This window comes from Methanococcoides alaskense (genome assembly GCF_027594145.1).
In the GTDB taxonomy this organism is placed as follows: Archaea; Halobacteriota; Methanosarcinia; order Methanosarcinales; family Methanosarcinaceae; genus Methanococcoides; species Methanococcoides alaskense.
This window is the reverse complement of record NZ_JAQFFK010000001.1, coordinates 289,128-313,762: the sequence shown is the minus strand read 5'-3', so window position 1 is coordinate 313,762 and position 24,635 is coordinate 289,128. Positions and strand designations below refer to the sequence as shown.

Sequence of the window (24,635 nt, the reverse complement as noted above, 5' to 3'; positions counted from 1 at the left end):
TTTTAGGAGTATTGGTTACAATAAAAAGACTGCTTTGATGCTATATAACAGTTTTTAAAAATTAGATTTACCTATAACACAAGTAAATTTGATTATGGTGGGTAAATCACTTCAAATAAGGCATGGACGATTCCCCAATATGAATAGGTTCTATCGGCAAGCTGAACGAAAACTTGCTACCCTTGCCAACCTCAGATTCAACCCAGACTCTCCCCTCATGAAGCATAACAAAACACTTGACAAGAGCAAGACCGAGTCCTGTCCCTTTTTCCACTTTTGTTTCGAATTTCTCAACTTGTGAAAAAGGGTCAAAGATAGAAGAGAGGTAATCAGGTGCAATACCTTTGCCAGTATCTTCAACACTGAAATGACCCTCATCCCCAATAATTGAACCACTAATTGTTATAGAACCGCCTTCTGAAGTGAATTTTACAGCATTGCTGAGTAGATTATAAAGTATCTGCTTGAACTTTGTAATATCAGCAAATATCCACCTCACATCCTCATCAACAGAAAAGTTAAGTTTAAGGTCCTTTTTGAGGATCAGGGGCATCAAAGAATAACAGACTTCATCAATTGCATCCAGAGAATTGAATTCTTCGATAAAAAGTTCCATCTTTCCTGCTTCTATTTTTGAAAGGTCCAGAATATCATTTATAAGATTAAGAAGATGAGTGCCGCTTGAAGAAATGTTCTTAACATACCGTTCTTGCTTTTCATTAAGCTCACCAAAATTCTTACCCGCAAGCATTTCTGAGAACCCGATGACCGCATTTAGCGGAGTTCTTAACTCATGACTCATATTCGCAAGGAACTTGCTCTTGGAAAGATTTGCAGCTTCAGCCTCTGCTTTTTCAAGAAGTATTTTTTCAGTTTCCTTTCGATCAGTAATATCCCGAATGATTGCCAGCACCTCATCTTCCCCGGTGGCAACAAAACGAGATTCATAATAACGAACGCCGTCATCCAGATCCATTTGATAATTAAATATCTCGATATTATCATCCTTCAACGCTTTTTTAATGTTCACAATTGAAGGAGTTGAAATGTGTTGTGGAAAAATATCGGAAATATTCTTTCCAATAAAATCACTAGCAGGAAAAATAAGAGAACCCTCAGAAGGTTTATTGTAATCTACAAACGTTCCATCACCACTGAACTTGAACATGAGATCAGGAATAGAATTTAGTATTGACCGATTTCTCCCCTCACTTTTATAGAGATCATCTTCTGCTTTTCTACGCTTTACCATCCTCCACATACCATCCATTAACAGGGTTAGTTGACGAACATCTGATTCAACATATGGCATTTCCTTATTGCCTACACCTGCAACAGCCACTATCTTGTCACCATCGAACACAGGAATATCCATATGGCGCAGGATCTTTAAGTGTTCCCCAAGATAGCCTTTTTTGAGAGGATCAAGTGCTGCATGATCATTAGTAATGACCGGCCTTTCCTGCCTAACGGCCTCAACCCAAAAACCAGCAGACTCAAGAGGATAGTCCGGAACATCATCTTTGACAATACATTCATCCACAGTAACCTGAGTTCGAGAATGCATAGAAAGCAATGTTCCATCATCATTTAAAATTGCCAGATAACCGATCTTACTATTCGTAAGGGCAATACTTTCTTCACGTACAAAATCGGTTATATCTTCAAAAGTGGTATCGTACATCTGGTTAAGCTTTAAAAGAGCTTCAAGTCGTTTTTCATCAAGTAGAAGAGCTTCTTCAGCCCTTACAAGCTGCAGGTTTTGTAAACCAATATCCGTAAGAAAGGAAGCAAGCTTGATATAATAATCTATAATGTGAGTAACTTTATCTTTACTAAGGACAGGAACCTTATCAAGAGCTTTAAGATATTCATCCACGTCAAAACCAACTTCATTTGCCTGCTTTATAAAAAAATCAGGGTCTGGTTTTTCGTAAACGAATTGACCAAGAAAAATATTTGCAAGATGCTTTCCCTCAACGTGAATCGGAATACCAATATCGATCATTCCATTCCCACAGATATATTCCATATATCCTTTGTCCTTTGCAGAACTATTCTCAAAGAATTCAATAAAATGTTTATCACTTTCCCTGCAACGTTTCTCAGTAACAGGATCTAAACGATGGAATTTTACACAAATATCCTGCCATCCAACAGCAATCAGGATATTACCTTCCATATCAACGATCCCACAGGGAATGTTAGTTGCAGCGTAAAAACTTTCCATAAGGTACTGTAACTTGCAAGTATCAACAAGATCAACGAAATTGTAGTTTATTTCAGTAGTTGGACCTGACGAAAACATATTGATCAAAGTATGAACCCCCGCTTTTATTTAAAATGTTGTATATTGTCAATTCATTGAATTTATTATAGTTCCACTCGAACTCCTTAAGTTATAATTTGTCTATTATTGATTAAAAAGCTTTATGAGATTAAGCAAATAATACAATACAAAATTGTCATCCAATGCCTATATTCTGGCATTACAGAATATTTTAATACATTTGAAAATATTGGGAAAGTAGAGATAATAGAAGCTTTCAGCCATATACCTTACGAGAAGTTGAACATGCTTGAAATATAAGAACAAAAAATTTACAATAACTCATTACTGACAGGAAAACTATCATTGAGGTCCCAAGACCTTAAGTCCCATTATCCCAATGGCTATCAATGATATGCAGACCAGCCTGACGATATCCATGGATTCATTGAAAAGGAAGATGCCCAGCAAAGTCGTACCGAGGATACCGATTCCGGTCCAAACAGCATATCCGGCACCCACAGGGATAACACGCAGTGCTTTTTCCAGAAAAGACATGCTGATCACAAGAAAGACCAGAGTAAAGAGAGTAGGGTAGATCTTCGTAAATCCTTCACTTTATTTCATGCTGATCGCCCAACCAGTCTCAAAGATCCCTGCTATTAAAAGATATATACATTCCATGAAAGAGCATTGAATTGGATATATTTAAAGCAATTGATTTAGATCATCTTTTCTGATAACGAACTGCATATGAGGTTCATCGAAAAATTCAATGTCAACAATACCATTGTTCACCATCCCCAGTTTTAGTGCAAGCTTTTCAGATGCTATATTGTCAGGATGAGAATAAGCGGTCATCATTCCTAACCCCAGTACAGAAAAAGCATATTCAAGGAGCTTTTTGGTAACTTCAATACCATATCCCTTTTTCCAGTACTCAGGAAGGAACATCCAGAACATCTGATATCCTGAACATTTCCAATCCGGACCAAAGCCGACAGAACCAATGAAATTTCCATCGGCTTTACGCTCAACTGCCAGAGCATATATCTGCTCTTCATTATCGTAATTTACAATAGTCTTATCGAGCAGCTCTTTAGTACCTTCGAAGGTCTTTTGATCAGCAGTGAAAAGAAGATATTTAGTAGCTTCCCCATCAGACATGAAAACATAGAAGCCATCAAGATCATCTCCTTTGAAAGGACGGATGAGCGTTCTTTCGGTTTCAAGTACTTCAGGCACTTTTAAAGACATAAACGACCATAGTCCGTCAAATAAATAACAATAACGGTCTTAGCCAAATTGATAAAAATTATCTTTACGACCAGTTGAATGGTCAGCAAAGGAAAGAAAAATATTTGGTATATCAAAAGAGGAAGGAAGAGAAAAACACTTTACTGTTCTTATCCCCACTTCACGATCAATAGACACTGCTTTTTAGAGAGGCAGCTGCAAGAGTACTGGTGTATTCCAGGGACTTCAGGTTGAACCCCAGAAGGAAAGAACCAATGTAGGCCGAATTACCATCCTGAGAAAGAGATCGTATGTATTTATCCGACGCTACTGAAGGAGAAGCAATAATTGCCCCAGAAATGCCATAGACCGCCTCAATGGAGAGGAAAGGATGTGCATTGATGACCATATCTATAGGATCGGTTGAGGACCTTATATTCAGAAACTCTTTGTTGAGTATTACAATATTACCTAAGACGCGATATTTGGGATCGTCCAGGTACCCCTGAAGTTCCACAGGATCAAGCACATCTTTACCGATGAGTTTGCCACCGTGCATCAATTTAACATTATTTTTAGGCCACTGAAACTCACTGTTGGTCAAAAAACATAGCATCAAATCACAGCCAAGAACTTGACGGATCCCAACGTTGCTCTTTTTACCACACAGAACTAGTCCTTTTTGTTCATCCTCTTTTTCAAGCTTGAGTATCTTCTTCCGGTCAGTTTCGTCAAGGAACAGAACTGAACTGATCCCTTTTGAAGAGAGAAGTTCCGTTCGGACCCCATCCATAATATCTTCGTTTGTAATTTAATAACCCCCCACTAATGTTAACTGATCGATCAAGATCAATTAATCAATGTATATTGTTATAATTCAATGTTACTTAAGTATTATTGAAATACTTTTGATACTGATACAAAAAAGTAGGTTTCTACAGAGCCTGATCAAGATAATCTTTTCTGATACCGAACTGTACAATGGTTCATCGAAAAATTCAATACCAACAATACCATTGTTGACCTCCACAGTTTTAGTAACGGCATAACCCAAATTAATAAAATATTATCTTTACGATCACTTGAATGGTCAGCAAAGTAAATAGAAATATTGAGAATGTTAAAGGAGGTGGGAAAGCATCCCCAATTTCCTATTATTTCCTTCACTTTTTGATCAATAAACACTGCTTTTTAGAGGAGCAGCTACTAAATTGCTGGCATATTCCAAGGGCTTTAGGTTGAACCCAAGAAGGAAAGAACCAACATGCACCATTTTGTCCTCTTGAGAAAGAGATCGCATATATCCATCCGATGCTCTTGAAGGTGAAGCGATCAGTGCCCCGGAAATCCCGGAAACCACTTCAATGGAAGGGAAAGGGTGTGCATTAATGACCATATATATCGGATCAGTTGAAGACTTGCCCTTTAAGAACTCCTCATAAAGTATTACGATATTACCCAAAACACAATATTTATGATCGTCATGATACTCCTGAAGATCCAGAGGATCACACACATCTTCACCGATGAGCTTGTCACCGTGCATCACTTTGATATGATTTGTGGGCCACTGAAACTCATTGTTGGTCAAAAAACCCATCATCACATCACAGTCAAGAACCTGACGTATTCCAACGTTGTTCTTTTTACCGCATACTATTGATCCATTTAGTTCATCCTCTCTTTCAGATTCGATTATCTTCTTTCGGTCAGTTTCGTCAAGGAACAAAACTGAACCAATTCCTTTTGAAGAGAGAAGTTCTGTTCTAATCTCATCCATGATATCATTGTTTGAAATTTAATAACCTCCATTAGTTTTAACTGTTCGACCTATATCATCTAAATCAACATAACTTGACATAAATCAATATAACTTGACATGACTCAATATTATTTAAGTTTTATTGAGCTACTTTTGATACAGAGCCAAAATAACAGCAATTATCTGGTAAAAAATAGATTCAGCTAGCATAAATAATAAAGAAGATAAAAAAGGTGATATTACCCTGGACTATACAAACGCCAGATCGTGTTTTTTATGTATAAGGAATAGTAAAATTAAAAGTACTTCCCTTATCAGGTTCAGATTCAACCCAGATAGTGCCTCCATGCAATTCAACTATCTTCTTAACGATCGGCAACCTCAATCCAGTCCCCCGATATTTTTGCACGTGGAACTTTCTAACTTTTAGGAAAGGCTGAAAAATGTTGTCTAGCTCGTCTTCTGGTATTCCGACACCTGTATATTGGATAGTAATATGCAATTCACTTTCATTAACAGTAGCATAACATCTTATCGTTCCATTATCAGATGCAAATTTAATAGCATCATTCATAAGATCATACAGGATCTCTTTGAACTTGATCCGATCAGCTTTTATGCTTCCAACATCAGATCCTACATTGCATTCTAAAATAATACCCTTTTCCGACGCAAGAGGATCTAGCAGAACTTTTACATCCTGAATAGTTTCTGATACATCAACATCCTCGATCCGAAGTTGCAATTTGCCAGATTCGATTTTTAAAAGTTCCAATAAACCATTAATAGCTTCCAGTAACTCATTTCCACTTGTAGAAACATTGCTCAGATATTTTAATTGCTTTTCATTAAGCAAGCCGAATTGTTCAGTTAGCAGTACATCAGAGAAGCCTATGATCGAATTAAGGGGTGTGCGTAGCTCATGGCTCATGCTCGCAAGGAAATCACTTTTTGCTTGACTGACATTTTCGGACTCTATTTTTGCTTCAATGAGTGCCTTTTTAATTAGTTCATTCTCATATGCCTGTGAAGTAACTAAAAGATCAGTTTCAATGATTTCCTTAAACTCAAACATTAATTCGCGAGAAGAATTGGACAAAGAGTTATCGTTATTATACAAGACACAAATTGTACCAAATCTTTCACCATTTGGCCATTTGATCGGAAAACCAAAATAAAACTTCAGCCCTAGCTCAATATCAAGATCATGGTCCCACCCAGGATCAACTCGCTCCCCCGCTTTGTATGGATTACCTTTTGTTTTGCTCGATACAAACACTTCGAGATGGTTAGGCTTCGCCTTCATGATGAGACCAGCAGGAACGTGTAAGGTCTGAGCCATCAGATCCACGATTCTTTGCCATTTAGCAACTGTTTCCTCACTAATTTTGACATCATCAATATAAGAAGATGTAACTATTCTAACCAACCCCATAGAATATTAGGGAGTCAGTTTCTTAAATAGATATCATACTAAAAATAGGATATATGTGATATAATTTATTTGAACTATAGGTTAAACAATATTTAGAGACGAACATCTCAATATGTTCATCCCCGGGTTAATATGTAGCAGTTCACGATTAGAGAAAAAATAAAAAGTGAATGATTCAGCTCGAAGTTCATTCAACTTTTTCAACAGCACTCATCTTACCAAGAATTAAATTATACGAGTCCTTTTCCTCATTGTATTTAACAAGAACATCATAGATCTTTAAAATCCCGCCATACTCCACTTCTTTGATAGCATTGTTTTCCACATTCATATTATGGAATGGTAAAATTACATATACCTGCTTTCTTGAAGTGCCGTCACATACTTTGTAAACACTATACTGATTGTCCCCAAGATCACCTGACATCAGAGAACAAACGATATTTATGCGTTTGTCTGTAAATTTGTCTATGGTTGCAAGTCTTGCGAATTTCGCTTTTAGAGGCACCTTGTACTTGATACGTGTTAGCCTGTCCTTTCTCAGGATCACATAGGAATATTTGATATCAGTGTTCAAATAACGGAACGGTTCTTCACAATCTGCAAGCTTCTTCATCAGAACTGGTGGATTGATATCATTTTTCTGCTCAAAGCTCCAGCATTCATCTGGTTTGCATCCGGCACACCAAATGAACGAGCAGGGGCTGTAAACATTAAGCCCTGATCCTTTAAGAGCAAACATCAGTCTTCTTAGTTCTGTAGAATTCGCTTTGTCAGCAGGTTCGATCAGAACGATGTTCCCATCATCAACGAGCTTTGTAGATAATTCCTTAAGAAGAGCTGCCTTCTCATCGAGGGATAACTCACTTATCTCATTGAGCACGTTCGAGAAAACCATCATATCCACCTTATCAGGAAGATCATCAGCTTTAAGGTCTTTAATATTTGCCTTTATGGTATCCTCGACCTTCACATTCAGATTGTCCTTTGCATACTCAGGGACAATGTGCTTATAGGCTTCGATGTTCTCATCGTAGAGCTCCACACTGTGGATCTCGACTTCTGCATTACCCAATCGCATGTAATGGTCTGCTATTGCAGCAGGAACGGTTCCCGGACCGGTACCGAAGTCAACTATTTTCATTCTCGTCTTGAGCAGGCCATCAAGCTCCATACCGTAGAGGATATGCTGGAACTGGATGAAATATACAGGGAACTGATAAGCAAGATAAGCAAGGATACTGTAGCCTTTTTCATAGCTGATCTTCTTTGCCTTGCCCTCTTTCCAGTAACCGGCCTTCTGGGATTGTATCGCCCATCTTATTTTCTCCAGGACTATAGGGTCATCCCAGTCCTTAGAGGTCTTCTCGCCAATGTACTGTTCAATTAGCCTTTGGAGCTTCTTAGGAATAGTACCAAACTTTAAAAATGAACTCATCAATTCCTTATCTTCAGGACTAAGCACAAGGGTTTCTTTCCCAGGAGCTCTTGTTATTCTGAAATCGTTCCCCATAGGTACAGCATTGAGCCTAAGGTCGAACAGAGATGATGAAACCTCATCATAAATGGCTTGTATAGATATTTCGTCTTTAACATGATCTTTGAGCTCAGATAGCATGAACTCCTTTTTCATACGAGAGACATATTTCAGGACAGAGAGTACTTTATTAGCAGGCATCTTGTGGAGTGGAACGATGCCAAATGATAAAAGCATTGTTGAAGAAAAATTGAAAAATCTTATGCTGAAACTATTCTTTTTTAGAAGCAAAATATATATCACCGATACCCAAGATAGTTTTATTAAGGAATAAAATGGGGGAATAATATCTTGAACAAACTAATTGTATTGCTGGTATTACTTGCGGCGATCCTCGTCGCTGGGTGTGCAGATAACACTGAACAGATCATAGACGAACCAGAAATCGTAGAAGATGAAGTATCCGATCTTGTCGAAGCAGAAGACAATGAAACCATGGACATGGATACAGAAGAGCACATGGGAGCAACTGTAGAAGTGATTATCGAAAACTTCGAATTTGCTCCAGAGGAGATCCGCATATCCGTTGGGGACACAATTACATGGACAAATCTGGATACAGCACCACATACAGCCACAGATAACAACGATATGTTCGATTCAGGAACACTTGCCGAAGGAGAATCATTCAGTATGACCTTTGAAGAGGCAGGAACTTACGATTATATCTGTACCATTCATCCATACATGAAGGGAACTGTAATAGTTGAAGCCTGAACACTCTGGTTTGAAAGATATAGATACTAAGAGCTTGACTTTTCTCAAAAAATGAGGGGAATACCCCTCAAATTTTATTTACAGGGATCTGCACCTCGGTTAGCAATTCATCTTATGGGACCTCTGCAGGGTCATTGAGGTAAATGGAACGTGCAGGACTAAGGGTCGTTTAAAACCATTTGATATATTATTTTTGAAAAAGCAAGATATGGGGGAGCTGGTACTTTTAGCTATAAGTATTAGAAATTTGTATTTCGTAAGTTCTTGATGTTCGAATTTAATGGCCCGCACAATATATCGGGGATATAGGTAACTCACAAAAATGCAACCTTTTAAAATATTTACTTTTTTTAATGTTCAATAAAAATTATCCTAACATATTATCCAATACCCTTATTTCAAATAATGAGGAATGCAACAACACGAACATTTTGTTGTATTTTACAATTGAGTGAAACAATTAGTTGCATTTAATTGCTAAACTAGGAATGAAATGATTGCATTTTTATTTGCTAACAGTGTTAACTTTTCAAGTACTCCAAGTTCTAATCACAGGTTCACAAAGAATATAGTGCATTGCAAGACAAATGTAAACCATATATAAAAAACTCAGATTCAGTATGAATTCATGGGGAAATAAAAATGAGAATTAAAAAGAATATGGTTGTTTGTCTTGGAATATCCTTGATATTACTGGCAATGTCTGCAGGGATTGTTACTGCTAACAGTGTTTTAATAAACCAACCACCAGTGCCAGATGCCAATGGTCCATATGTTGGTGTCGTAGGTTCATCCATAACCTTGGATGCATCGGGTTCCTATGATCCGGATGGATTCATTGTTTCATGGGAATGGGATATAGATGGCGATGGAGTATTTGATGATGCCACGGGCGAGACCGTTATGTGGACATGGAATAACGTGCATACAGGAGTAGTTGCTGTCAGGGTTACCGATGATGCGGGAGACACAGACTTTGATGCTACCACAGTAACAGTTAATGAAGGAGGAGGAGTTGAAATTCCAGAATTCCCAACAATTGCACTTCCAATAGCAGCAATTCTAAGCCTGGCATTCTTCTTCCAGCGCAGGAAAGACTAAAAGTAAAATGAGGAATTGAACGTCTGGTAAAACCGATGTTTAATTCTTTATCTGTTTTTGATTATAACTTTTTTCGCTTTGATCGATGAATGTGTCCTGATAGGCAGCATTTGTATTTCGTGGAAGCTTGAGGTTCGAATCTTTTTAGTATGTATAATTAGACGTTTGTGTCAATATTAGCTCCACACTTAAGGCACGTTATTTTGTACCCGGATGAATCATCAAAATGAAATGAACATTCGATAGATGTTTCTTGATTATATCTCCATTCGTTATCACATTTTTTAGTTTTGCAGTCTACATGCTTTATGGTCCCTGAGTAATATTTTACAACTTGAAAACAGCTTGTTGGTCTGTTTGTTCGATCTTTGCATACAACATGCCGTACAGGTTCATTTGAGTTATCGAGATCATTGTGCTGCAATCTTTCCTCAATCTCTATTTTCGCTTTTCCTTGTTCTGTCTTTCCTCTTTTTAGCCTTTGTCTAGAAATTTCAGCATAACCATAGGCTTTTACTTTAATTTCATCTCTCATGTGTTTGTGGCCACATGAATAGTAAATGGTTTCACTAATAAACTCATCAGTAGCATTTGTATTAAATAATTCTAGAGTTTTAACCCCCTTTCCGCAAGAGGGACAATAATAGCCTGTTTCAGTCATGTTAACATCCTCCCCAAGTTTCTAACCTCTCCATTACATGAGTATTAAGAGTAAATGGCTTGTCACTCTTGGCATTCTGCTTCATGTAATGCAACGTACCTTTTGAGAATCCCACCTTCTTCCATTCGGCATAAGATATGTCAATAATCTTATTTCTCAACAGATCAGAGTCATCTCTTTCAACCACATAAGCAGGCTTACTAAATTCGATCGTTTTCCTCTTTCCTACAAGTTGATGGCTTAATTCCCTTGCTTTAACCAAAAAAACAGATCCCCAAGAAGTGTTCTTCTTCCTATACTCAACCCTGTTAACATCATTAGTATCTTAGTACATGCCGTTATCATTCGCAGATCCTTCTGGAATTTTTTGTATGCTGTCCCAGTGCTCTACTATTTTTCCATATTCATCAAATCTAAAAAAATCCATTGTAACATATTCTTCGTTACCTGGCCATACCTGATGTGTATGCAGAGCAACCAAATTACCTTCTGCTACAACCCTCACAAATTCGATGCTTTTCTCAGGATATTCCTCCTGCATCCTTTCAAAGTATTTTATAAATTCTCCGATTCCATCTCCCACCGACGGATTGTGCTGAATGTATTCTTTTCCTACGTATTTTTCTGTTGCTTTTCTGGGATTTCCTTGGTAGGCCATTTTATAGAACGCAATTGCATTTATCTTGTTTTGTTCTAAATTTTCTTGCATTATAGTCGCCCCATTCTTGTTTAAAATTCAAAAGGTCCTTCAATTGCATCATTCGGACATTTTTCATAGCAGTTACCACATTCAAGACAAAGCGAGCTTTCAATGCTATAAACATCTCCTTCATTTATGGCTCCAGTCGGGCACGAATCCTTGCATATGCCACAGGCAATGCACTTATCAGTAATTCTATATCCGGGCTCACTTACAGTTTCTCCTCCAAATGCAAACCTTTCACGTTTTGGAGTATTTGTCGAGAGATTAAAAACTTCACCGGTTCCTTTTGGAAGGCAAAATGCTTCCAGAATTTCCCTTGTATCTCCTGGATATATGTGATTCATAACCGGATTCTCATCAAACATTTTATCAAGGAAACTGTTATCAACAAACTCTATTTTCCCCTTAACCCTTACTGTAACATAGTTATCATCCATGGCAACAATGGATATTTCAGGATTAGCTTTTAATTGTTTGTAGTATGGTTTTCCCCTTGCTATCAAAAAGTATAACTTATCATCTTCATGCAGCATCACATCAACTATTCGAACTTCCGGTCTATTGTTATCAACAGTTGCAATAGCTACGGATTTAATGTTTCTCAAAAATTCCAATGGACCTTCCATTTCATCACACCGTGATCTTTATTGTTAAAATTTAATAGGACAAGTTCTTCATGAAAACTTGTCCCTAATGCTTCATAATATATTCCTTACTAAAGTTTCTCGAAGAACTTGTGTTACTTTATTCATCAAGATCGAAATGTGGAGTTTGAGGATCCATCAAATCTTTTGCAGAGAAAGATCTCCAATATATGAACCCGGAAAGAATAGCGATCATAATTTCCACAGATGGTATCACTAACCATATTCCCATTCCTCCGAATATCTTTGGAACTATCAATGCAGCAGGAATGAGAAGAACAAAAGCTCTCAGAGATGCTAATACCAAAGATGACCTACGATCTTCAGTAGACTGGAAATATTTTACTAATGCTATGTTTATTGCTGTAAATATATAGCCAATAGAATAGAGTCTTAATGCAAAGATTGTCAATGAAACAAGCTCAGGTTCTGCAGATACATTTACATACACACCAACTAACTGTTCACTGAATATCGCAACGATAGCGGCTGTTGCAATACTTAGTACAGTTGTTGTTTTTAGTGAATACTTTACAATATCATGTATCCTACTATGTTTTCCATGTCCATAGTTATAACTTATCAAAGGCTGATTTGTTTGTCCGATCCCAACAAAGAACATTGTTGATATCATTGAGACAGCCCCGACTATTGCAAAAGCAGATACTCCGGTAGTTCCATAATACTTAGTAGCCAGAATGTTCATGGTAGCGAAGAAAATAGCTATTGAAACGGTTTCAATAAACAGTGGAATAGCATTGTGAACGATCCTTTTTATGATCGGCAAACTAAAATGTGGCAATACAAAACGTAAATGTCCCTGTTTTCGAAGGAAATGAGTGAATAATACTGCTGCACCTATGAATTGTGACATTCCCGTGGCTAATGCTGCTCCAAAAAGTCCCCAGTGAAGCACAAAGACAAAGAATACATCAAGCGGTATGTTCAGTAGACTTCCACCAAGAGTACTAAGTAGCGCAAGATTTGGATTCCCATCATTCCTTATAGCATTTGACAATGTGATCTGCAAACAGAATGCGACAATGAAATACATGATAACTGACAGATATGTCTGTACCATTCCATGTATCTCTTCAGTGGCTCCTATTGCATAGGATATGTCTTCAACAAAATACAATCCCACTGCTGTGAATAGGATTGCAATTACGATGGTTGTGACAAAAATAACTGAGAAAATATTACTGGCTTCCTTGTATTTTTTCTGGGCTAACATGATGGAAATGATTATTGATGCACCCAGAGAAATTGCCAGAATAATTGCATTTGTTCCCATCATGAGCGGTATCGATAAATTAACAGCTGCTAGTGCAGTAGTGCCCACTCCTCTGGCAACAATGATACCATCAGCCACAAAATAAGCTGCCATTATTAACATTGAAGCTATTGAGGGAATAGCATATTTCCAGAAAATTGTTGAGATCTTGTCATTTCCAAGATCCATGCTTTTAGTATCCATATCTATCAGTCCTTTTCCAATTGTATTTGCACCATGTTACAGCTTTTCAGTGGAAACTCCTTCCATTTCTTATCGTTTTTACCATAAGCAGCTTCATAACTGTTCTGTGCCATTTTGTGGAGCAGTACCTTCGCATGTGTCCTTTCTTCCTCAGTTAATCCTGATAATGTAGTTTCTTCCAGTTCCTGGTCAATTTTGAGAACTTCCGGGATAAGCTGCTCCCCGGTTTCCGTGAGATAAATAAGTACAGCTCGACGGTTACTTTCATCGGTAATACGTCTGATAAATCCTTTATCTTCAAGGATCTTGACAGCCCGGGCAATACTTCCTTTGTCTATGAGAAGCCTCCAGGCAAGTGTGTCCTGCGTAATGCCCTGATCATGTGAAAGCACCATAAGCACGAAGAACTGGCCAGCAGAAAGTCCGAGTTCTTTCATCTTGGTATTTACCATCACAAAATTACTGCGATAGGTCATTGAAATTAATGCTCCGATAGGTATGTTGTCCATATTTTACTCCTTTTGAACTAGTTGTTTAGACTACTGTTGTTGTGACAACAATAATTCAAAATATGATATTTAAGGATATTGCTGCAGTTTTGCTAAAATTATAAAATAATCTGTAATAATAGAGGCGGAATATGCAGGAAAATTGTTATTCCGCAATTGAAAACAAAAGGGGTATAGTTCTTGTTTAACTACCCCCAGCTTTCTCTAATATTACTTTTCAGAGTGAACGTTTTCCTTCCTTCAATAAAAAGAAATTAGATCACAAGATCTGAAATGGGGAGAGCTTACAGACTCTTTTGTCGCTTAACAAACCCAACTCCCATCTCAAATACTTTTTCGCAGTCTTGCGGGAACACTTCTTCTCGCCATTTAGCCTTTGCCACAGGATCAAACATGGATGAAACATACTTAGAATAATCTTTGAACTGATATGCATCATAACTGCACAGTGTTTCAGAATATCCGAAAACTATTTTTGCAAACATTTCATTTTTTTCTATAAATTGACTGCCAAACGATTCAAATTGGCTTTCTGGAGCACCCATTGTAAATATGTAGCCAAGAGGGATCTTTTTAGGATAGAGTGACGGCATGTTCGGGGAATAAACGATATATGGGAAGAAAAAGCGTTCTATGAACGATCTCATTTCACCTGTCTGACTCATAAAATAGATGGAAGATCCAAGTATCACAGCATCAACATCTTTCAACTTTTCCAGTATAGGTGTCAGATCGTCCTTCATTGCACATTTCCCATAACTTTTTCCATCTTTTAATTTGCAGGCAAAACAGCTTGTACAACCCTTAAAGTTAAGGTCATAAAGATGGATCATTTCTGTTTCTGCACCCTCTGAAGCTGCTCCCTCAAGAGCTTTTTCTAATAAAGTTGCCGTATTCCATTCTTTTCTTGGACTTCCGTTTATTGCGATTACTTTCATTTTGATAACTCCATACTTTAAATCTTGAGTGTTTTTTATAATGTCATAGTGTTGAACGCTCTGCTGTGCTGTTTAAGAACTCTTCACCGGCAGTTTTAACAGCATAATTTATTGTCTCGATCATTTTTTCTCGGTCTCTTGGAATTATCCCGGCAATACTAGTTGCATTTATAGGGTGGTTACCATAAAATGGCATATTCTCCACTTCTATTAATTCGATCAACTTTTTCTCTTCCTCAAGAATTTCTAATTCAGTTGCTGGTATGAAAGTGCCATCCTTTACTTCTCTGGTCAGTTCACTTCCGTCAAAAAAACCCAGTGAAGTGATCCCCACAAATTGAGGTTTTGTTTTATTGATCAGTTTCGCTGCACCAATAGCAGCTTCAATACCATTTCCTCTACCTGCTGTACCGAGCATAAAGATAGCATTGTGGCGAATCCCAGCATTATTCAATCTTTCTAATTGCTCATATGAATCCTTCAGAGTAGAACCTTTATTAAAGCGTTTTAATATCTCATCATTGCCAGTTTCAAGACCAACCCACAGATCATTAATTCTCAAATCCCGCAGTTCCCTTAATTCTTCATCGGTTTTTGTGATGATATTTCGTATTGGTGCATACATTGTTATTGTTTCCATCTCAGGGAAATATTCTATTATTTTTTTAGATATTTCTTTAAGCCTTCTGGCACTCAAAACAAAAACATCACCATTCAGAAGAAAAATTCTCTTAAGTGATCTATATCTTTCTTTAGCTTCTTTCAGATCATTTTCAATTTGATCAATTTGCTCAATACAAAATTGTGTACCTCTGTACATAGTACAAAAAGTACATTTATTATGTGCACACCCAACAGTAACTTGCAATAAGACTGTATTTGCCTCAATTGGTGGTCTAAAAATTGGTCCTGTGTATTTCATTTTTCCTCTGTATCTTCATATATGAGTTTCACTAATTTGTGGGAAAAGTTTTCCAGCAAATTGTATTATATCCAATTCCATAGCATTGTTGTTGCAGCAACAGTTGTCGTTACAACAAAATGGGCACATGTGTATAAATACTTCATACAATCATTCCACATAGTCACTAACAAAAAGTATACTGTTATGAGATCGTGGAAAACGGTAAATTTTTATTAACATAAGGGACAACAAAAAGTTTCACTGTCTTGTGATTGAATTGTATTTTTAAGAATTAATAAAAATATATAAAAGAAAACCACCATTTAAATGGTGGCAAAATACAATTTTGATTACTAGTATTACTTTTTTAATCCTGTATCTTCTTCAACAACCATGCCATATTCTCACCGAGGATTTTCATTGTCTGGATCCCTTCTTCATCAGATTCAACATCTCCCGGTGCAAGCCCGATACCCATGTTCCAGTACCTTGAACCCGGGATCAACATTTGGTTAATTGTAAAGAGGTGATTTATGGAATCAAATGCATGAATTGCACCTGCCCTCCTGACAGCTACAACAGCAGCTCCAACCTTACGCTTGAAAAGGTTATCGTTTGCAAGAGATACAAAACCTGCTCTGTCGATCAGAGCCTTAGTTTCTGCATTGACATCAGCAAAGTATGTAGGAGTTCCAATTATGATCCCATCAGCTTCGATCATCTTTTCAATGCAATCATTGATCATGTCGTTCTTGATGATACAGCGATTGTCCTTGTTCTCCCAACACTTCATACAGCCAATGCAACCTCTGACAGGGTTGCCGCCAAGCTGGATAATTTCTGTCTCAATTCCTTCTTCCTCAAGTTTTGAAAATACATTTTTTATGAGCTTTGCTGTGTTCCCTTCTTTTCTGGGACTTCCATTAATTGCTACGACTTTCATTTTGATAACTTCCATATTTTGAATTATGCAAATACAACGAGTTGCCTTATATACAATTAAATGACATCTAATATACATATACTCCATACAGACATCCCATATAGTCACTAACAAAAAGTATAGTAAGGCGAGATCATGGAAAACGATGAGAAACTGATCAATATCAGGAACAACAAAGAATACCACTGCCCTGTGGAAGCAACCCTTGATGTTATCGGGGGAAAATGGAAACCTCTTATCCTCTGGCAACTAAAAGAAGTTGAGGTAATACGTTATAACAAACTACAGCAGAATCTCCATGGCGTTTCCCCGAGAATGCTGACAAAACAGCTAAGGGAGCTTGAAGAAGATGGCCTGGTAAACCGGAAGATGTATCCGGAAATTCCCCCAAAGGTCGAATATTCATTAACAGAATTTGGTAAGACCGTTGCTCCCATACTAGAAGCACTTTGTGACTGGGGTAGTGAGTATCTGGGCAGGCAATGCACTCTTGGACAGGAAAAATAATACATTACTTTTGCTATGTAGATAACCTATTAAAACAACTATCAACAGACTAAAACTGGCAACTTTATTAAACAAAATAGGTTGCTTTTAAAATTATTGTGAGTTTCCATTTGAGTCTGAATAAAAAGGATTTTTACAAAGCCTGAATTTTATCAAATATTAAATGGTGTGACGTTAATCACACCTTGTCCAGCCACATGCTGAACAACTTCTACATCCATCAATGCGTCTTATCTCTTCACCACATTCCGGGCAAACACCTTTCAATGATGTCTGTAGGTTAATGACTTCTTGAACACTTCTTGGTGTTTCGATTACTTTATCCATTGTACCGGCAACCGAATCTTGTGTCAATGATCTGATGTAATTAGCCACGATTGAAGGACATGACTTACCATCAGTATCACGGCCTTTACATGCATCACACTGGATCTTACTCCAATGATGTGTGAGGCTCTTGATATTTGCTCTTCCCTGCAATGCAAGTGATACAGTGATCGCAAGTGCAGCAGAATGAGCTTTACAACCACCACCGACAGTGGTCATGAACAGCTCCCAAAGGATTGAATCATTACCATCGCCTATTGGATTCTGGAACGATTTACAATATAATTCACCACATCCGGTTGTGAACTTTGTCCTTCTGCCATTTACAGTTTCCTTTGGATGCAAGTCAATTTCTGTGTTGTAATTCAATTTGAAGAGATTCACCCTCTGAAGAAGCTCACTCTTCTCTTCAGGAGATAACCTTTCCATTGCAAAAGCGAATGCCTCAGGATTCATGATGTCGATCAGAGTAGGAGCGATGTCTTCTTCGATATCAGCTTCTTCAATATCTGTATCACCGCATATTTCAAGGAGCTTTATATCTACCTCATCTGATTCTTTAACAGCAACGATCACCTGGTCGTCCCTGGAGCCATCACGATAGACTGTTATGCCCTTGCAGCCGAGTTTCCAAGCCATCATATACAATTCTCCTATTTGCTCAGATGTAGCATCATACGGGAGATTTATGGTCTTTGAGACAGCGTTGTCAACATACTTCTGGACTGTAGCTTGCATCTTCACATGGTCTTCAGGTGAAATATCGAAAGCTGTGATGAAATATTCCTTCACGTGTTCCGGGACTCCAGCCAGGTTTCTCACCTTCAGAGATGGAGTTGTCCTGAGCGTTTCCATCAGTTCTTCAGAATAGAAGCCTTCTTCCTTCGCCACCTTCTCAAAGAGTGGATGAACTTGAATGAATTCACTATCAACGATCTTCCTTCTATACACGAAATTGAAGTTAGGTTCAATTCCAAATGAAACACCAGCAAATGTTGCAAGTGTACCTGTAGGTGCGATCGTTGTGATCTGACAATTTCTTGGTGTCTTCTGTGATGGAAGGTTTTCTTGCTGGAACTCAGGGAATGTACCTAATTCACGACCAAGCATGTTTGATGTAGCCCATCCAACATCATCAATGAACTTCATTACCTTTCCAACCATTTCACGACCTGCATCACTGTCATAAGGTAATTTCATGTACAGCAACATGTCTGCAAGTCCCATGACACCTAATCCAATAGGTCTGGTATTGTGTGCCATATCATGGATTTCAGGTAATGGGAAATGATTCACATCGATGACTTTATCCAGGAATGTGACTGCAATTTCAGTGATCTTCTTGAGACGGTCAAAGTCAATTACATAGCGTCCATCTTCCACAGATTTTAGCATATTGACCAAGTTTATTGAACCAAGATTACATACACCGAATGGAATGAAATAGAACTCACCACAGGGATTTGATGATTTGATCGCACCGAGATGAGGAACAGGATTAGTGGAATTTACCACATCAATGAATATCATTCCGGGTTCGCCGGATTCCCAAGAATTCTTGCATATGATATCAAATATCTCACGGGCATCCGTAAGGATCACTTCTTTATTATGAGGATTCACCAGTTCAAAATCATCGCCCTTCTCAACAGCATCCATGAAAACGTCAGACACACCAACGGACAAATTGAAGTTTGTCATCGTCTTGTCATTCTTCTTACAAAGGATGAAATCAAGAATATCTGGATGATCCACACGGAGAGTACCCATGTTTGCGCCACGTCTCATACCACCCTGTTTGACTTCTTCTGTAGTTGCATTGATGATTTTCATCCAGCTGAGAGGACCAGATGCAACACCATTTGTTGATGATACAGGGGAACCCTTTGGTCTAGTTGAAGAGAAGTCAAAACCAGTTCCACCACCGCTTTTATGAACAATCGCAGTGTTTTTGACGGTCTCCATTATTTCAACTATATCATCTTCAACAGGTAATATGAAACATGCAGAAAGCTGTTGTCTGTCACTTTCTTTACCTGCATTTGCCAATGTAGGAGAATTTGGCAAGAAATCAAGGTTGTACATCACATCAAAGAAGTCATCTACTAATTCTTTGTCACCATTTGATATTACAGATGCGACTCTTTCACATAGTCCTTTCCAATCCTCACCCTCATGGTAATACCTTTTACCGAGGATATCTTCAGCAATCGGGCTAAGTGTTTTGCATTGCGTTGTTATTCCCATTTTTTCACCTTATACTTTTAAGCAAACAAGTTCATCATTTGTACTCTAATAATCAATCTTCAGATTTGTAGAAATCCTTTTTATTCAGACTCAAATGGAAACTCACAATAATATTAAGAGCAAACTATTTTGTTGAATAGAGTTGCCAGTTTCAATCTGTTGATAGTTGTTTTAATAGGCTGTTTTAATAGGTTTTCTACAAACCATTTTATTCATGGTGATGATGTTTCAACACCATGCACTGTAGTATCCATCTTTTTCCATTACATACACAGGAAGGCCGAAGAGTTCCGAGAGTTTTTCTTCAGTTAGCATGTCTTCCTTATTGCCATCGGCAAATATCTTTCCATTCTTGATGAGAACAACTCTTCCTATCTCGGGAATGATGTCTGCAAGTTCGTGGGTAACAAGGATAATGTTTGTTCCGCAAGCTGCTATCTTCCTTGTGGTTTCCCGGAACTTGTGATGACTCTTTATATCAAGACTGTTGGCAGGTTCATCAAGCACAAGTACCCTGGGATTGTGAACCAGTGCTCTTGCTATTAGCAGCCTTCTGGCTTCCCCAGTTGACATTTTGGATATCAGTTTGTCGCATAAAGGAGATATCTCAAGGAATTTCATGACCTCAAATACGGTCTCTATCATTTCCGGCTTTACTTTATGGTTCGGATATATACCTATGCTGCTGAAAAAACCTGAGAGTACCACGTCGAAGCCACATATACTTCTGGCGTAATTGAACTGAAGGTCTCCGGACACAATTCCCATCAGATTCTTGAGCTCGGGCAGGTTCCATCTTTCCCTGCCAAGTATGCGAAAGCTCATATCACGTTCAGCACGGGGCCGATAATCACCGGTTATAACTTTTATTATGGATGATTTTCCTGACCCATTGGGTCCCACAATGGCCACGTTCTCACCCTGCTCTATTCGAAGATCGATGGAATCCAGTATGTTCTTTCCATCTCTGGAAACTATCAGGTTCGCCATTTCTATAAGTGCCGTTTGATCGAGATAATCTTCTTGCAGTTCGGTCATGTTAACGTGTACCTGTTTCTTACAGATTTATTTGCTCCCTTCCTGGAGTGAAACATTTATCATACTGGCATTGCCTCATTCAATATATTCCCTAAATTTGGTTTTTGGGTTTTTTTGGGCACAAGGTCTACTTTTATTCCTAAAGAGTCAGAAAGGTAGTTTTCAACAACCAAACCATGTTATAGCAGGGTTTTTCGTAGTTTGTATTCTTTCGTCATCAAATTCATCATCTCTCGGTGCAAGCCCAATTACACAGGTTCCAGTAAGTTGGACCTGTGTTCATCATATTATTTATCCTAAAGAGATCGTTGAAGAAATCACAAACATGTACTGTACTTGTCCTGCGAACAAAATACACTCAATGTACATATACCCCATACAGACTTTCTAAGTAGTTACTAACAAAAAATATACATGAGTGAGACAAAATAAAACGATAAGAAACTGATCAATTATCCTTCGAAATATCCATATTCTCCCATTCAGCATAAGCCATTACATGAACTTGCGAATCACAAATTTAAAGTAGTTCAGAGCCCGAGGTTGTATGGAACTAATTATCAGAGATATCAGCCTATATTGAACTATTTACACAGGAATGTTAGCTCAGATCGAATAAAGGAGGGGTTCACCTGACAGATATTACACCAAAGGAAAGATTCATCAGATCGCTTGAAGGCAAAGAAGTCGACAAAGTACCCGTCTGTGCAGTTACACAGACAGGGACCATTGATCTAATGCAAGCATCGGGTACACAGTGGCCGGAAGCACATTTTAATTCTGAGAAAATGGCCACACTCGCCATTGCAGGACATGAGGTAGCTGGCCTGGAAGGTATCCGTTATCCATTCGATGGAACTGCTATTGCCCAGACATTAGGGTGTACCATGGGAGAAGGGACATTTGACACACAACCTTCCATAAACGATTTTCCTTTTGCGACCGTAGATGATGTGAAGGACCTGACAGTGCCTGAGAATTTCCTTGAGTCTGAAAGGATCAAGACCATTCTGGATGCCACGGAGATCATCAAGAAGAGAGCTGATGAGGATATACCAATAATTGCAGGTCACCTCGGACCAGCTGCTATTACTTTATCGCTTGTTGGTGTGAGGAACTACCTCATGTGGTTCATTTCAAACCCCGAAACCATCAAGGAACTGATAACTTTCAGTACTGATATTTGCATAGAATATTCAAATGCACTCCTGGAACGAGGAGCTGATGTCGTCTGTATACCTGATTCAGAAGCAGGGCCAGAATTGATCCCACCGGAATTCTTTGAAACGATGATATTTCCGGAATACAAAAGGCTTAACCGTGAGATAAAAGGAAAGACCATAGCACATATGTGCGGGGATGCTGCCGATATCCTTGAGAAGCTTTCAACTTCAGGTTTCGATGGGATAAGCATAGAAGAAAAGGTAGAGATCCAATATGCAAAAAATGCCATCGGTAACAATGCCTGTTTGATAGGGAATGTTTCACCTGTGCATACACTTCTTGGGATGAAGCCCGAAGAGGTGAAAGAAGAAGCAAAGCAGTGCATAGAGGATGGAGTAGATATTCTTGCACCAGGTTGCGGACTGGCACCGCATACATCCCTGGATAATTTGAAAGCATTCGTTGCTGCAAGGGATGAATATTATTTGGAGAAAGGGCTCCTGTGAGTCCATTCTCCAATGATTTATCTTATTTTTATAAACTCTTTTGTATTATTTACACTCATTTCCAATTTACCCTCGCAGGTTCCCTTCCCGGAATACCATTGACCTTATGCTCAGGATGACCGAACATCATACTGTATTGGACCACATGGCCTTGCGGAAGGTCAAGCTCATCCATGAGTGGTTTGTAGGATGTTGCCGCAATAGCAAGGAAACCAGCCCAGCATGTGCCGATATCGAATGCCTGTGCTGCAAGCTCGAACCATGAAAGTGCTATGATACTATCGGTATAACCAGTCGGATTCTCAGCCTCAGTGTGAGCAAAGACCAGATGCGGAGCTCCCCTGCATATAGGGTCAATGCCATTTTCATGAACTGAGATCAGAGTGGGCATCAATGCCTTGAGGAGATGCTCAATATCATCAGCAACGACCTCGCGCATCCAGTCAATGGTCAGAGAAGTGATCTTCTTTACTTCCTCCGGGTCGTGGACAATGGTCCAATGAACAGGCTGATTGTTCATCCCGGAAGGAGCATAGCGTGCAATATCAAGTATCTCTTCAATCGTAGACCTTTCGACAGATTCATCCTTATAGCTTCTGACAGAGCGCCGCATCACCATATATTTGCCAATCTCTGATGATGTAAGAGAAGGAAAACTATCATCCTGAAGCTGATAGTAGGTCGAGTCGAACAAAGTGGAAATTGCACCCTCTGGACAGAATACTTCACAGTGCCCACATTTGGCACAATAGGCAGCTGCTTCTTCTGGACTGTAAGGGGTTCCACCTTCCTCAGAAGGGAGGATTATCGACATCGGACAAAGTTCTACACATATATCACAATTGGTGCACAGTTCAGGGTTTACAGAGATCACTTGCATAATATCACCTAACATTTCAAAATTAATGTTCGTTTAATGTTGGTGTTAAGAACGTATAAACTTTTCATCTGTTGAGTTCTAAATTTAAAATGGAATAATTTCAATTTTAGTTAGATCTTTGATCAACACAATTCAGATCGGTCGTTTCAGACAATCGATCTGTTCTGCATTAACATCATATAATATCAGACAAAAATGTATTAGGGGGAATTTATGTGGGTACTACACGATCGATAAATAAAATAATAAAGAGCAGGCCGACCATTGAAGGAGCAGGAGTACACCTGAAAAGAGCTTTTGGCTTTGATCAGGCACCTCAACTTGATCCATTTCTCTTGCTTGATGACTTCCATTCGAACGATCCGAATGAGTTTTTAATGGGATTTCCCTGGCATCCTCACAGGGGCATAGAGACTATCACCTACGTGTTGTCAGGAAAAATAGAACATGGTGACAGCATGGGGAATTCAGGCGTGATCAATTCAGGGGATGTACAGTGGATGACTGCCGGAAGCGGGATAATTCATCAGGAAATGCCAAAAGGTGAATCCGATGGCAGCCTGTGGGGATTCCAGTTATGGGCTAACCTGCCGGCATCCCATAAGATGATGAAGCCAAGGTATCGGGAAGTAAAAAACGAACAGATCCCAGAAGTGGTATTAGAGAATAATGTTCGCGTAAAGGTAATTTGCGGGGAAATAGAAGGAAATAAAGGACCTGTACAGGACATTGTGACAGATCCTGAATATCTTGATGTGACAATTCCAGCTAATACAGTATTCACACACTCCACTAAAATGGGATATACCGTCTTTGCATATGTGATGAAGGGAAACGGTTCTTTTGATGAAAATGAATACACCTATGCTTATGAAGTAGAAGATGCTGAATATTCAGACCTTGAAAATTCATCTTCCATTGGTCCCGAAAATCTGATCATGTTCAATGACGGAGACCGCATCTCAGTCACTTCTGGAGATAAAGGCGCTCGCTTCTTGCTTATTTCAGGAAAACCACTCAATGAGCTGATTGCATGGTATGGCCCTATTGTGATGAACACACAGGAAGAGTTAGAGATAGCTTTTGAAGAATATAGGAAAGGGACATTCATAAGATCCTGAGATCGAAAG

Annotated in this window: 23 protein-coding genes and 1 pseudogene; 5 read left to right on the top strand and 19 right to left on the bottom strand. The window is 38.6% G+C overall.

All coding sequences use genetic code 11. The features are described 5' to 3' along the window. Positions 1 to 106 precede the first annotated feature (106 nt). The 7 genes and pseudogenes from PBV53_RS01550 to PBV53_RS01520 form a co-directional block, all read right to left on the bottom strand. A complete protein-coding gene (locus tag PBV53_RS01550) occupies positions 107 to 2,308 on the bottom strand; it encodes a PocR ligand-binding domain-containing protein (protein WP_270095758.1) in 2,202 nt (733 codons plus the stop codon). Between the two features lie 324 nt (positions 2,309 to 2,632). Beyond that, positions 2,633 to 2,875, bottom strand: a pseudogene (locus PBV53_RS01545) (DMT family transporter); the annotation flags it as partial. 102 nt (positions 2,876 to 2,977) lie between these two features. Beyond that, the gene (locus PBV53_RS01540) at positions 2,978 to 3,526 is read right to left on the bottom strand and encodes a GNAT family N-acetyltransferase (RefSeq protein ID WP_270095426.1); all 549 of its coding nucleotides are present in this window, start codon (positions 3,524 to 3,526) and stop codon (positions 2,978 to 2,980) included. Positions 3,527 to 3,692: 166 nt separating this feature from the next. Beyond that, complete coding sequence (locus PBV53_RS01535) at positions 3,693 to 4,298, bottom strand: hypothetical protein (protein WP_270095425.1); 606 nt, start codon at positions 4,296 to 4,298, stop codon at positions 3,693 to 3,695. Positions 4,299 to 4,679: 381 nt separating this feature from the next. Beyond that, positions 4,680 to 5,285: a hypothetical protein gene (locus tag PBV53_RS01530; RefSeq protein WP_270095424.1), complete on the bottom strand. Its 606-nt coding sequence runs from the start codon at positions 5,283 to 5,285 to the stop codon at positions 4,680 to 4,682. 256 nt (positions 5,286 to 5,541) lie between these two features. Further along, positions 5,542 to 6,702, bottom strand: coding sequence for a sensor histidine kinase (locus tag PBV53_RS01525; RefSeq protein ID WP_270095423.1), 1,161 nt, complete (start codon positions 6,700 to 6,702; stop codon positions 5,542 to 5,544). Between the two features lie 187 nt (positions 6,703 to 6,889). Next, on the bottom strand, positions 6,890 to 8,380 hold the full coding sequence (locus tag PBV53_RS01520; RefSeq protein ID WP_270095422.1) for a small ribosomal subunit Rsm22 family protein: 1,491 nt from the start codon (positions 8,378 to 8,380) through the stop codon (positions 6,890 to 6,892). Positions 8,381 to 8,530: 150 nt separating this feature from the next. On the opposite strand from PBV53_RS01520, the gene PBV53_RS01515 reads away from it, so the two are divergent. Both PBV53_RS01515 and PBV53_RS01510 read left to right on the top strand, forming a co-directional pair. Continuing rightward, positions 8,531 to 8,956 (top strand): cupredoxin domain-containing protein, encoded by a 426-nt coding sequence (locus tag PBV53_RS01515; RefSeq protein ID WP_270095421.1) that lies wholly within the window; start codon positions 8,531 to 8,533, stop codon positions 8,954 to 8,956. A 642-nt stretch (positions 8,957 to 9,598) separates the two neighbouring features. Then, on the top strand, positions 9,599 to 10,057 hold the full coding sequence (locus tag PBV53_RS01510; RefSeq protein WP_270095420.1) for a PEF-CTERM sorting domain-containing protein: 459 nt from the start codon (positions 9,599 to 9,601) through the stop codon (positions 10,055 to 10,057). 157 nt (positions 10,058 to 10,214) lie between these two features. Here the strand turns inward: PBV53_RS01510 and PBV53_RS01505 are convergent, their stop codons facing one another. The 9 genes from PBV53_RS01505 to PBV53_RS01465 all read right to left on the bottom strand — a co-directional run bounded on the left by PBV53_RS01505 (position 10,215) and on the right by PBV53_RS01465 (position 16,836). Continuing rightward, positions 10,215 to 10,718, bottom strand: coding sequence for a hypothetical protein (locus tag PBV53_RS01505; protein ID WP_270095419.1), 504 nt, complete (start codon positions 10,716 to 10,718; stop codon positions 10,215 to 10,217). Position 10,719: 1 nt separating this feature from the next. After that, positions 10,720 to 10,980 carry a hypothetical protein gene (locus PBV53_RS01500; RefSeq protein ID WP_270095418.1) on the bottom strand — a complete coding sequence of 87 codons (261 nt, stop codon included), beginning with the start codon at positions 10,978 to 10,980 and terminating at the stop codon, positions 10,720 to 10,722. A gap of 63 nt (positions 10,981 to 11,043) precedes the next feature. Beyond that, positions 11,044 to 11,427: a nuclear transport factor 2 family protein gene (locus PBV53_RS01495; RefSeq protein WP_270095417.1), complete on the bottom strand. Its 384-nt coding sequence runs from the start codon at positions 11,425 to 11,427 to the stop codon at positions 11,044 to 11,046. A gap of 20 nt (positions 11,428 to 11,447) precedes the next feature. Beyond that, complete coding sequence (locus PBV53_RS01490; protein WP_270095416.1) at positions 11,448 to 12,047, bottom strand: 4Fe-4S binding protein; 600 nt, start codon at positions 12,045 to 12,047, stop codon at positions 11,448 to 11,450. Between the two features lie 118 nt (positions 12,048 to 12,165). After that, entirely contained in the window at positions 12,166 to 13,542 is a 1,377-nt protein-coding gene (locus tag PBV53_RS01485; protein WP_270095415.1) for an MATE family efflux transporter, read from the bottom strand. Between the two features lie 5 nt (positions 13,543 to 13,547). Continuing rightward, complete coding sequence (locus PBV53_RS01480) at positions 13,548 to 14,051, bottom strand: MarR family winged helix-turn-helix transcriptional regulator (RefSeq protein WP_270095414.1); 504 nt, start codon at positions 14,049 to 14,051, stop codon at positions 13,548 to 13,550. Between the two features lie 284 nt (positions 14,052 to 14,335). Further along, positions 14,336 to 14,989: a flavodoxin family protein gene (locus tag PBV53_RS01475; RefSeq protein WP_270095413.1), complete on the bottom strand. Its 654-nt coding sequence runs from the start codon at positions 14,987 to 14,989 to the stop codon at positions 14,336 to 14,338. 43 nt (positions 14,990 to 15,032) lie between these two features. Continuing rightward, positions 15,033 to 15,911, bottom strand: coding sequence for a radical SAM protein (locus tag PBV53_RS01470; protein ID WP_270095412.1), 879 nt, complete (start codon positions 15,909 to 15,911; stop codon positions 15,033 to 15,035). A 349-nt stretch (positions 15,912 to 16,260) separates the two neighbouring features. After that, entirely contained in the window at positions 16,261 to 16,836 is a 576-nt protein-coding gene (locus PBV53_RS01465; RefSeq protein WP_270095411.1) for a flavodoxin family protein, read from the bottom strand. A gap of 135 nt (positions 16,837 to 16,971) precedes the next feature. Here PBV53_RS01465 and PBV53_RS01460 point away from each other — a divergent pair, with 135 nt between their 5' ends. Continuing rightward, the gene (locus PBV53_RS01460) at positions 16,972 to 17,343 is read left to right on the top strand and encodes a winged helix-turn-helix transcriptional regulator (protein WP_270095410.1); all 372 of its coding nucleotides are present in this window, start codon (positions 16,972 to 16,974) and stop codon (positions 17,341 to 17,343) included. A gap of 174 nt (positions 17,344 to 17,517) precedes the next feature. Here the strand turns inward: PBV53_RS01460 and PBV53_RS01455 are convergent, their stop codons facing one another. Both PBV53_RS01455 and PBV53_RS01450 read right to left on the bottom strand, forming a co-directional pair. After that, complete coding sequence (locus PBV53_RS01455) at positions 17,518 to 19,917, bottom strand: adenosylcobalamin-dependent ribonucleoside-diphosphate reductase (protein ID WP_270095409.1); 2,400 nt, start codon at positions 19,915 to 19,917, stop codon at positions 17,518 to 17,520. Positions 19,918 to 20,145: 228 nt separating this feature from the next. After that, positions 20,146 to 20,955, bottom strand: a complete 810-nt coding sequence (locus PBV53_RS01450) for an ABC transporter ATP-binding protein (protein WP_270095408.1) — start codon at positions 20,953 to 20,955, stop codon at positions 20,146 to 20,148. Positions 20,956 to 21,587: 632 nt separating this feature from the next. On the opposite strand from PBV53_RS01450, the gene mtaA reads away from it, so the two are divergent. Continuing rightward, on the top strand, positions 21,588 to 22,625 hold the full coding sequence (mtaA, locus tag PBV53_RS01445) for a methylcobamide:CoM methyltransferase MtaA (protein ID WP_270095757.1): 1,038 nt from the start codon (positions 21,588 to 21,590) through the stop codon (positions 22,623 to 22,625). A 55-nt stretch (positions 22,626 to 22,680) separates the two neighbouring features. On the opposite strand, the gene PBV53_RS01440 is transcribed toward mtaA, so the two are convergent. Further along, entirely contained in the window at positions 22,681 to 23,505 is an 825-nt protein-coding gene (locus PBV53_RS01440) for a nitroreductase family protein (RefSeq protein WP_270095407.1), read from the bottom strand. A 215-nt stretch (positions 23,506 to 23,720) separates the two neighbouring features. Between PBV53_RS01440 and PBV53_RS01435 the strand changes: the two genes are divergently transcribed. Continuing rightward, positions 23,721 to 24,626 (top strand): pirin family protein, encoded by a 906-nt coding sequence (locus PBV53_RS01435; RefSeq protein WP_270095406.1) that lies wholly within the window; start codon positions 23,721 to 23,723, stop codon positions 24,624 to 24,626. The last annotated feature ends 9 nt before the right edge of the window (positions 24,627 to 24,635 follow it).

Excerpts from the sequence above, each read along its gene's own strand:
- PBV53_RS01550 (WP_270095758.1), bottom strand. The coding sequence starts at position 2,308 with ATGTTTTCGTCAGGTCCAACTACTGAAATAAACTACAATTTCGTTGAT.
- PBV53_RS01540 (WP_270095426.1), bottom strand. The coding sequence starts at position 3,526 with ATGTCTTTAAAAGTGCCTGAAGTACTTGAAACCGAAAGAACGCTCATC.
- PBV53_RS01535 (WP_270095425.1), bottom strand. The coding sequence starts at position 4,298 with ATGGATGGGGTCCGAACGGAACTTCTCTCTTCAAAAGGGATCAGTTCA.
- PBV53_RS01530 (WP_270095424.1), bottom strand. The coding sequence starts at position 5,285 with ATGGATGAGATTAGAACAGAACTTCTCTCTTCAAAAGGAATTGGTTCA.
- PBV53_RS01525 (WP_270095423.1), bottom strand. The coding sequence starts at position 6,702 with ATGGGGTTGGTTAGAATAGTTACATCTTCTTATATTGATGATGTCAAA.
- PBV53_RS01520 (WP_270095422.1), bottom strand. The coding sequence starts at position 8,380 with ATGCCTGCTAATAAAGTACTCTCTGTCCTGAAATATGTCTCTCGTATG.
- PBV53_RS01510 (WP_270095420.1), top strand. The coding sequence starts at position 9,599 with ATGAGAATTAAAAAGAATATGGTTGTTTGTCTTGGAATATCCTTGATA.
- PBV53_RS01505 (WP_270095419.1), bottom strand. The coding sequence starts at position 10,718 with ATGACTGAAACAGGCTATTATTGTCCCTCTTGCGGAAAGGGGGTTAAA.
- PBV53_RS01495 (WP_270095417.1), bottom strand. The coding sequence starts at position 11,427 with ATGCAAGAAAATTTAGAACAAAACAAGATAAATGCAATTGCGTTCTAT.
- PBV53_RS01490 (WP_270095416.1), bottom strand. The coding sequence starts at position 12,047 with ATGGAAGGTCCATTGGAATTTTTGAGAAACATTAAATCCGTAGCTATT.
- PBV53_RS01485 (WP_270095415.1), bottom strand. The coding sequence starts at position 13,542 with ATGGATACTAAAAGCATGGATCTTGGAAATGACAAGATCTCAACAATT.
- PBV53_RS01480 (WP_270095414.1), bottom strand. The coding sequence starts at position 14,051 with ATGGACAACATACCTATCGGAGCATTAATTTCAATGACCTATCGCAGT.
- PBV53_RS01475 (WP_270095413.1), bottom strand. The coding sequence starts at position 14,989 with ATGAAAGTAATCGCAATAAACGGAAGTCCAAGAAAAGAATGGAATACG.
- PBV53_RS01470 (WP_270095412.1), bottom strand. The coding sequence starts at position 15,911 with ATGAAATACACAGGACCAATTTTTAGACCACCAATTGAGGCAAATACA.
- PBV53_RS01465 (WP_270095411.1), bottom strand. The coding sequence starts at position 16,836 with ATGAAAGTCGTAGCAATTAATGGAAGTCCCAGAAAAGAAGGGAACACA.
- PBV53_RS01460 (WP_270095410.1), top strand. The coding sequence starts at position 16,972 with ATGGAAAACGATGAGAAACTGATCAATATCAGGAACAACAAAGAATAC.
- PBV53_RS01455 (WP_270095409.1), bottom strand. The coding sequence starts at position 19,917 with ATGGGAATAACAACGCAATGCAAAACACTTAGCCCGATTGCTGAAGAT.
- PBV53_RS01450 (WP_270095408.1), bottom strand. The coding sequence starts at position 20,955 with ATGACCGAACTGCAAGAAGATTATCTCGATCAAACGGCACTTATAGAA.
- PBV53_RS01440 (WP_270095407.1), bottom strand. The coding sequence starts at position 23,505 with ATGCAAGTGATCTCTGTAAACCCTGAACTGTGCACCAATTGTGATATA.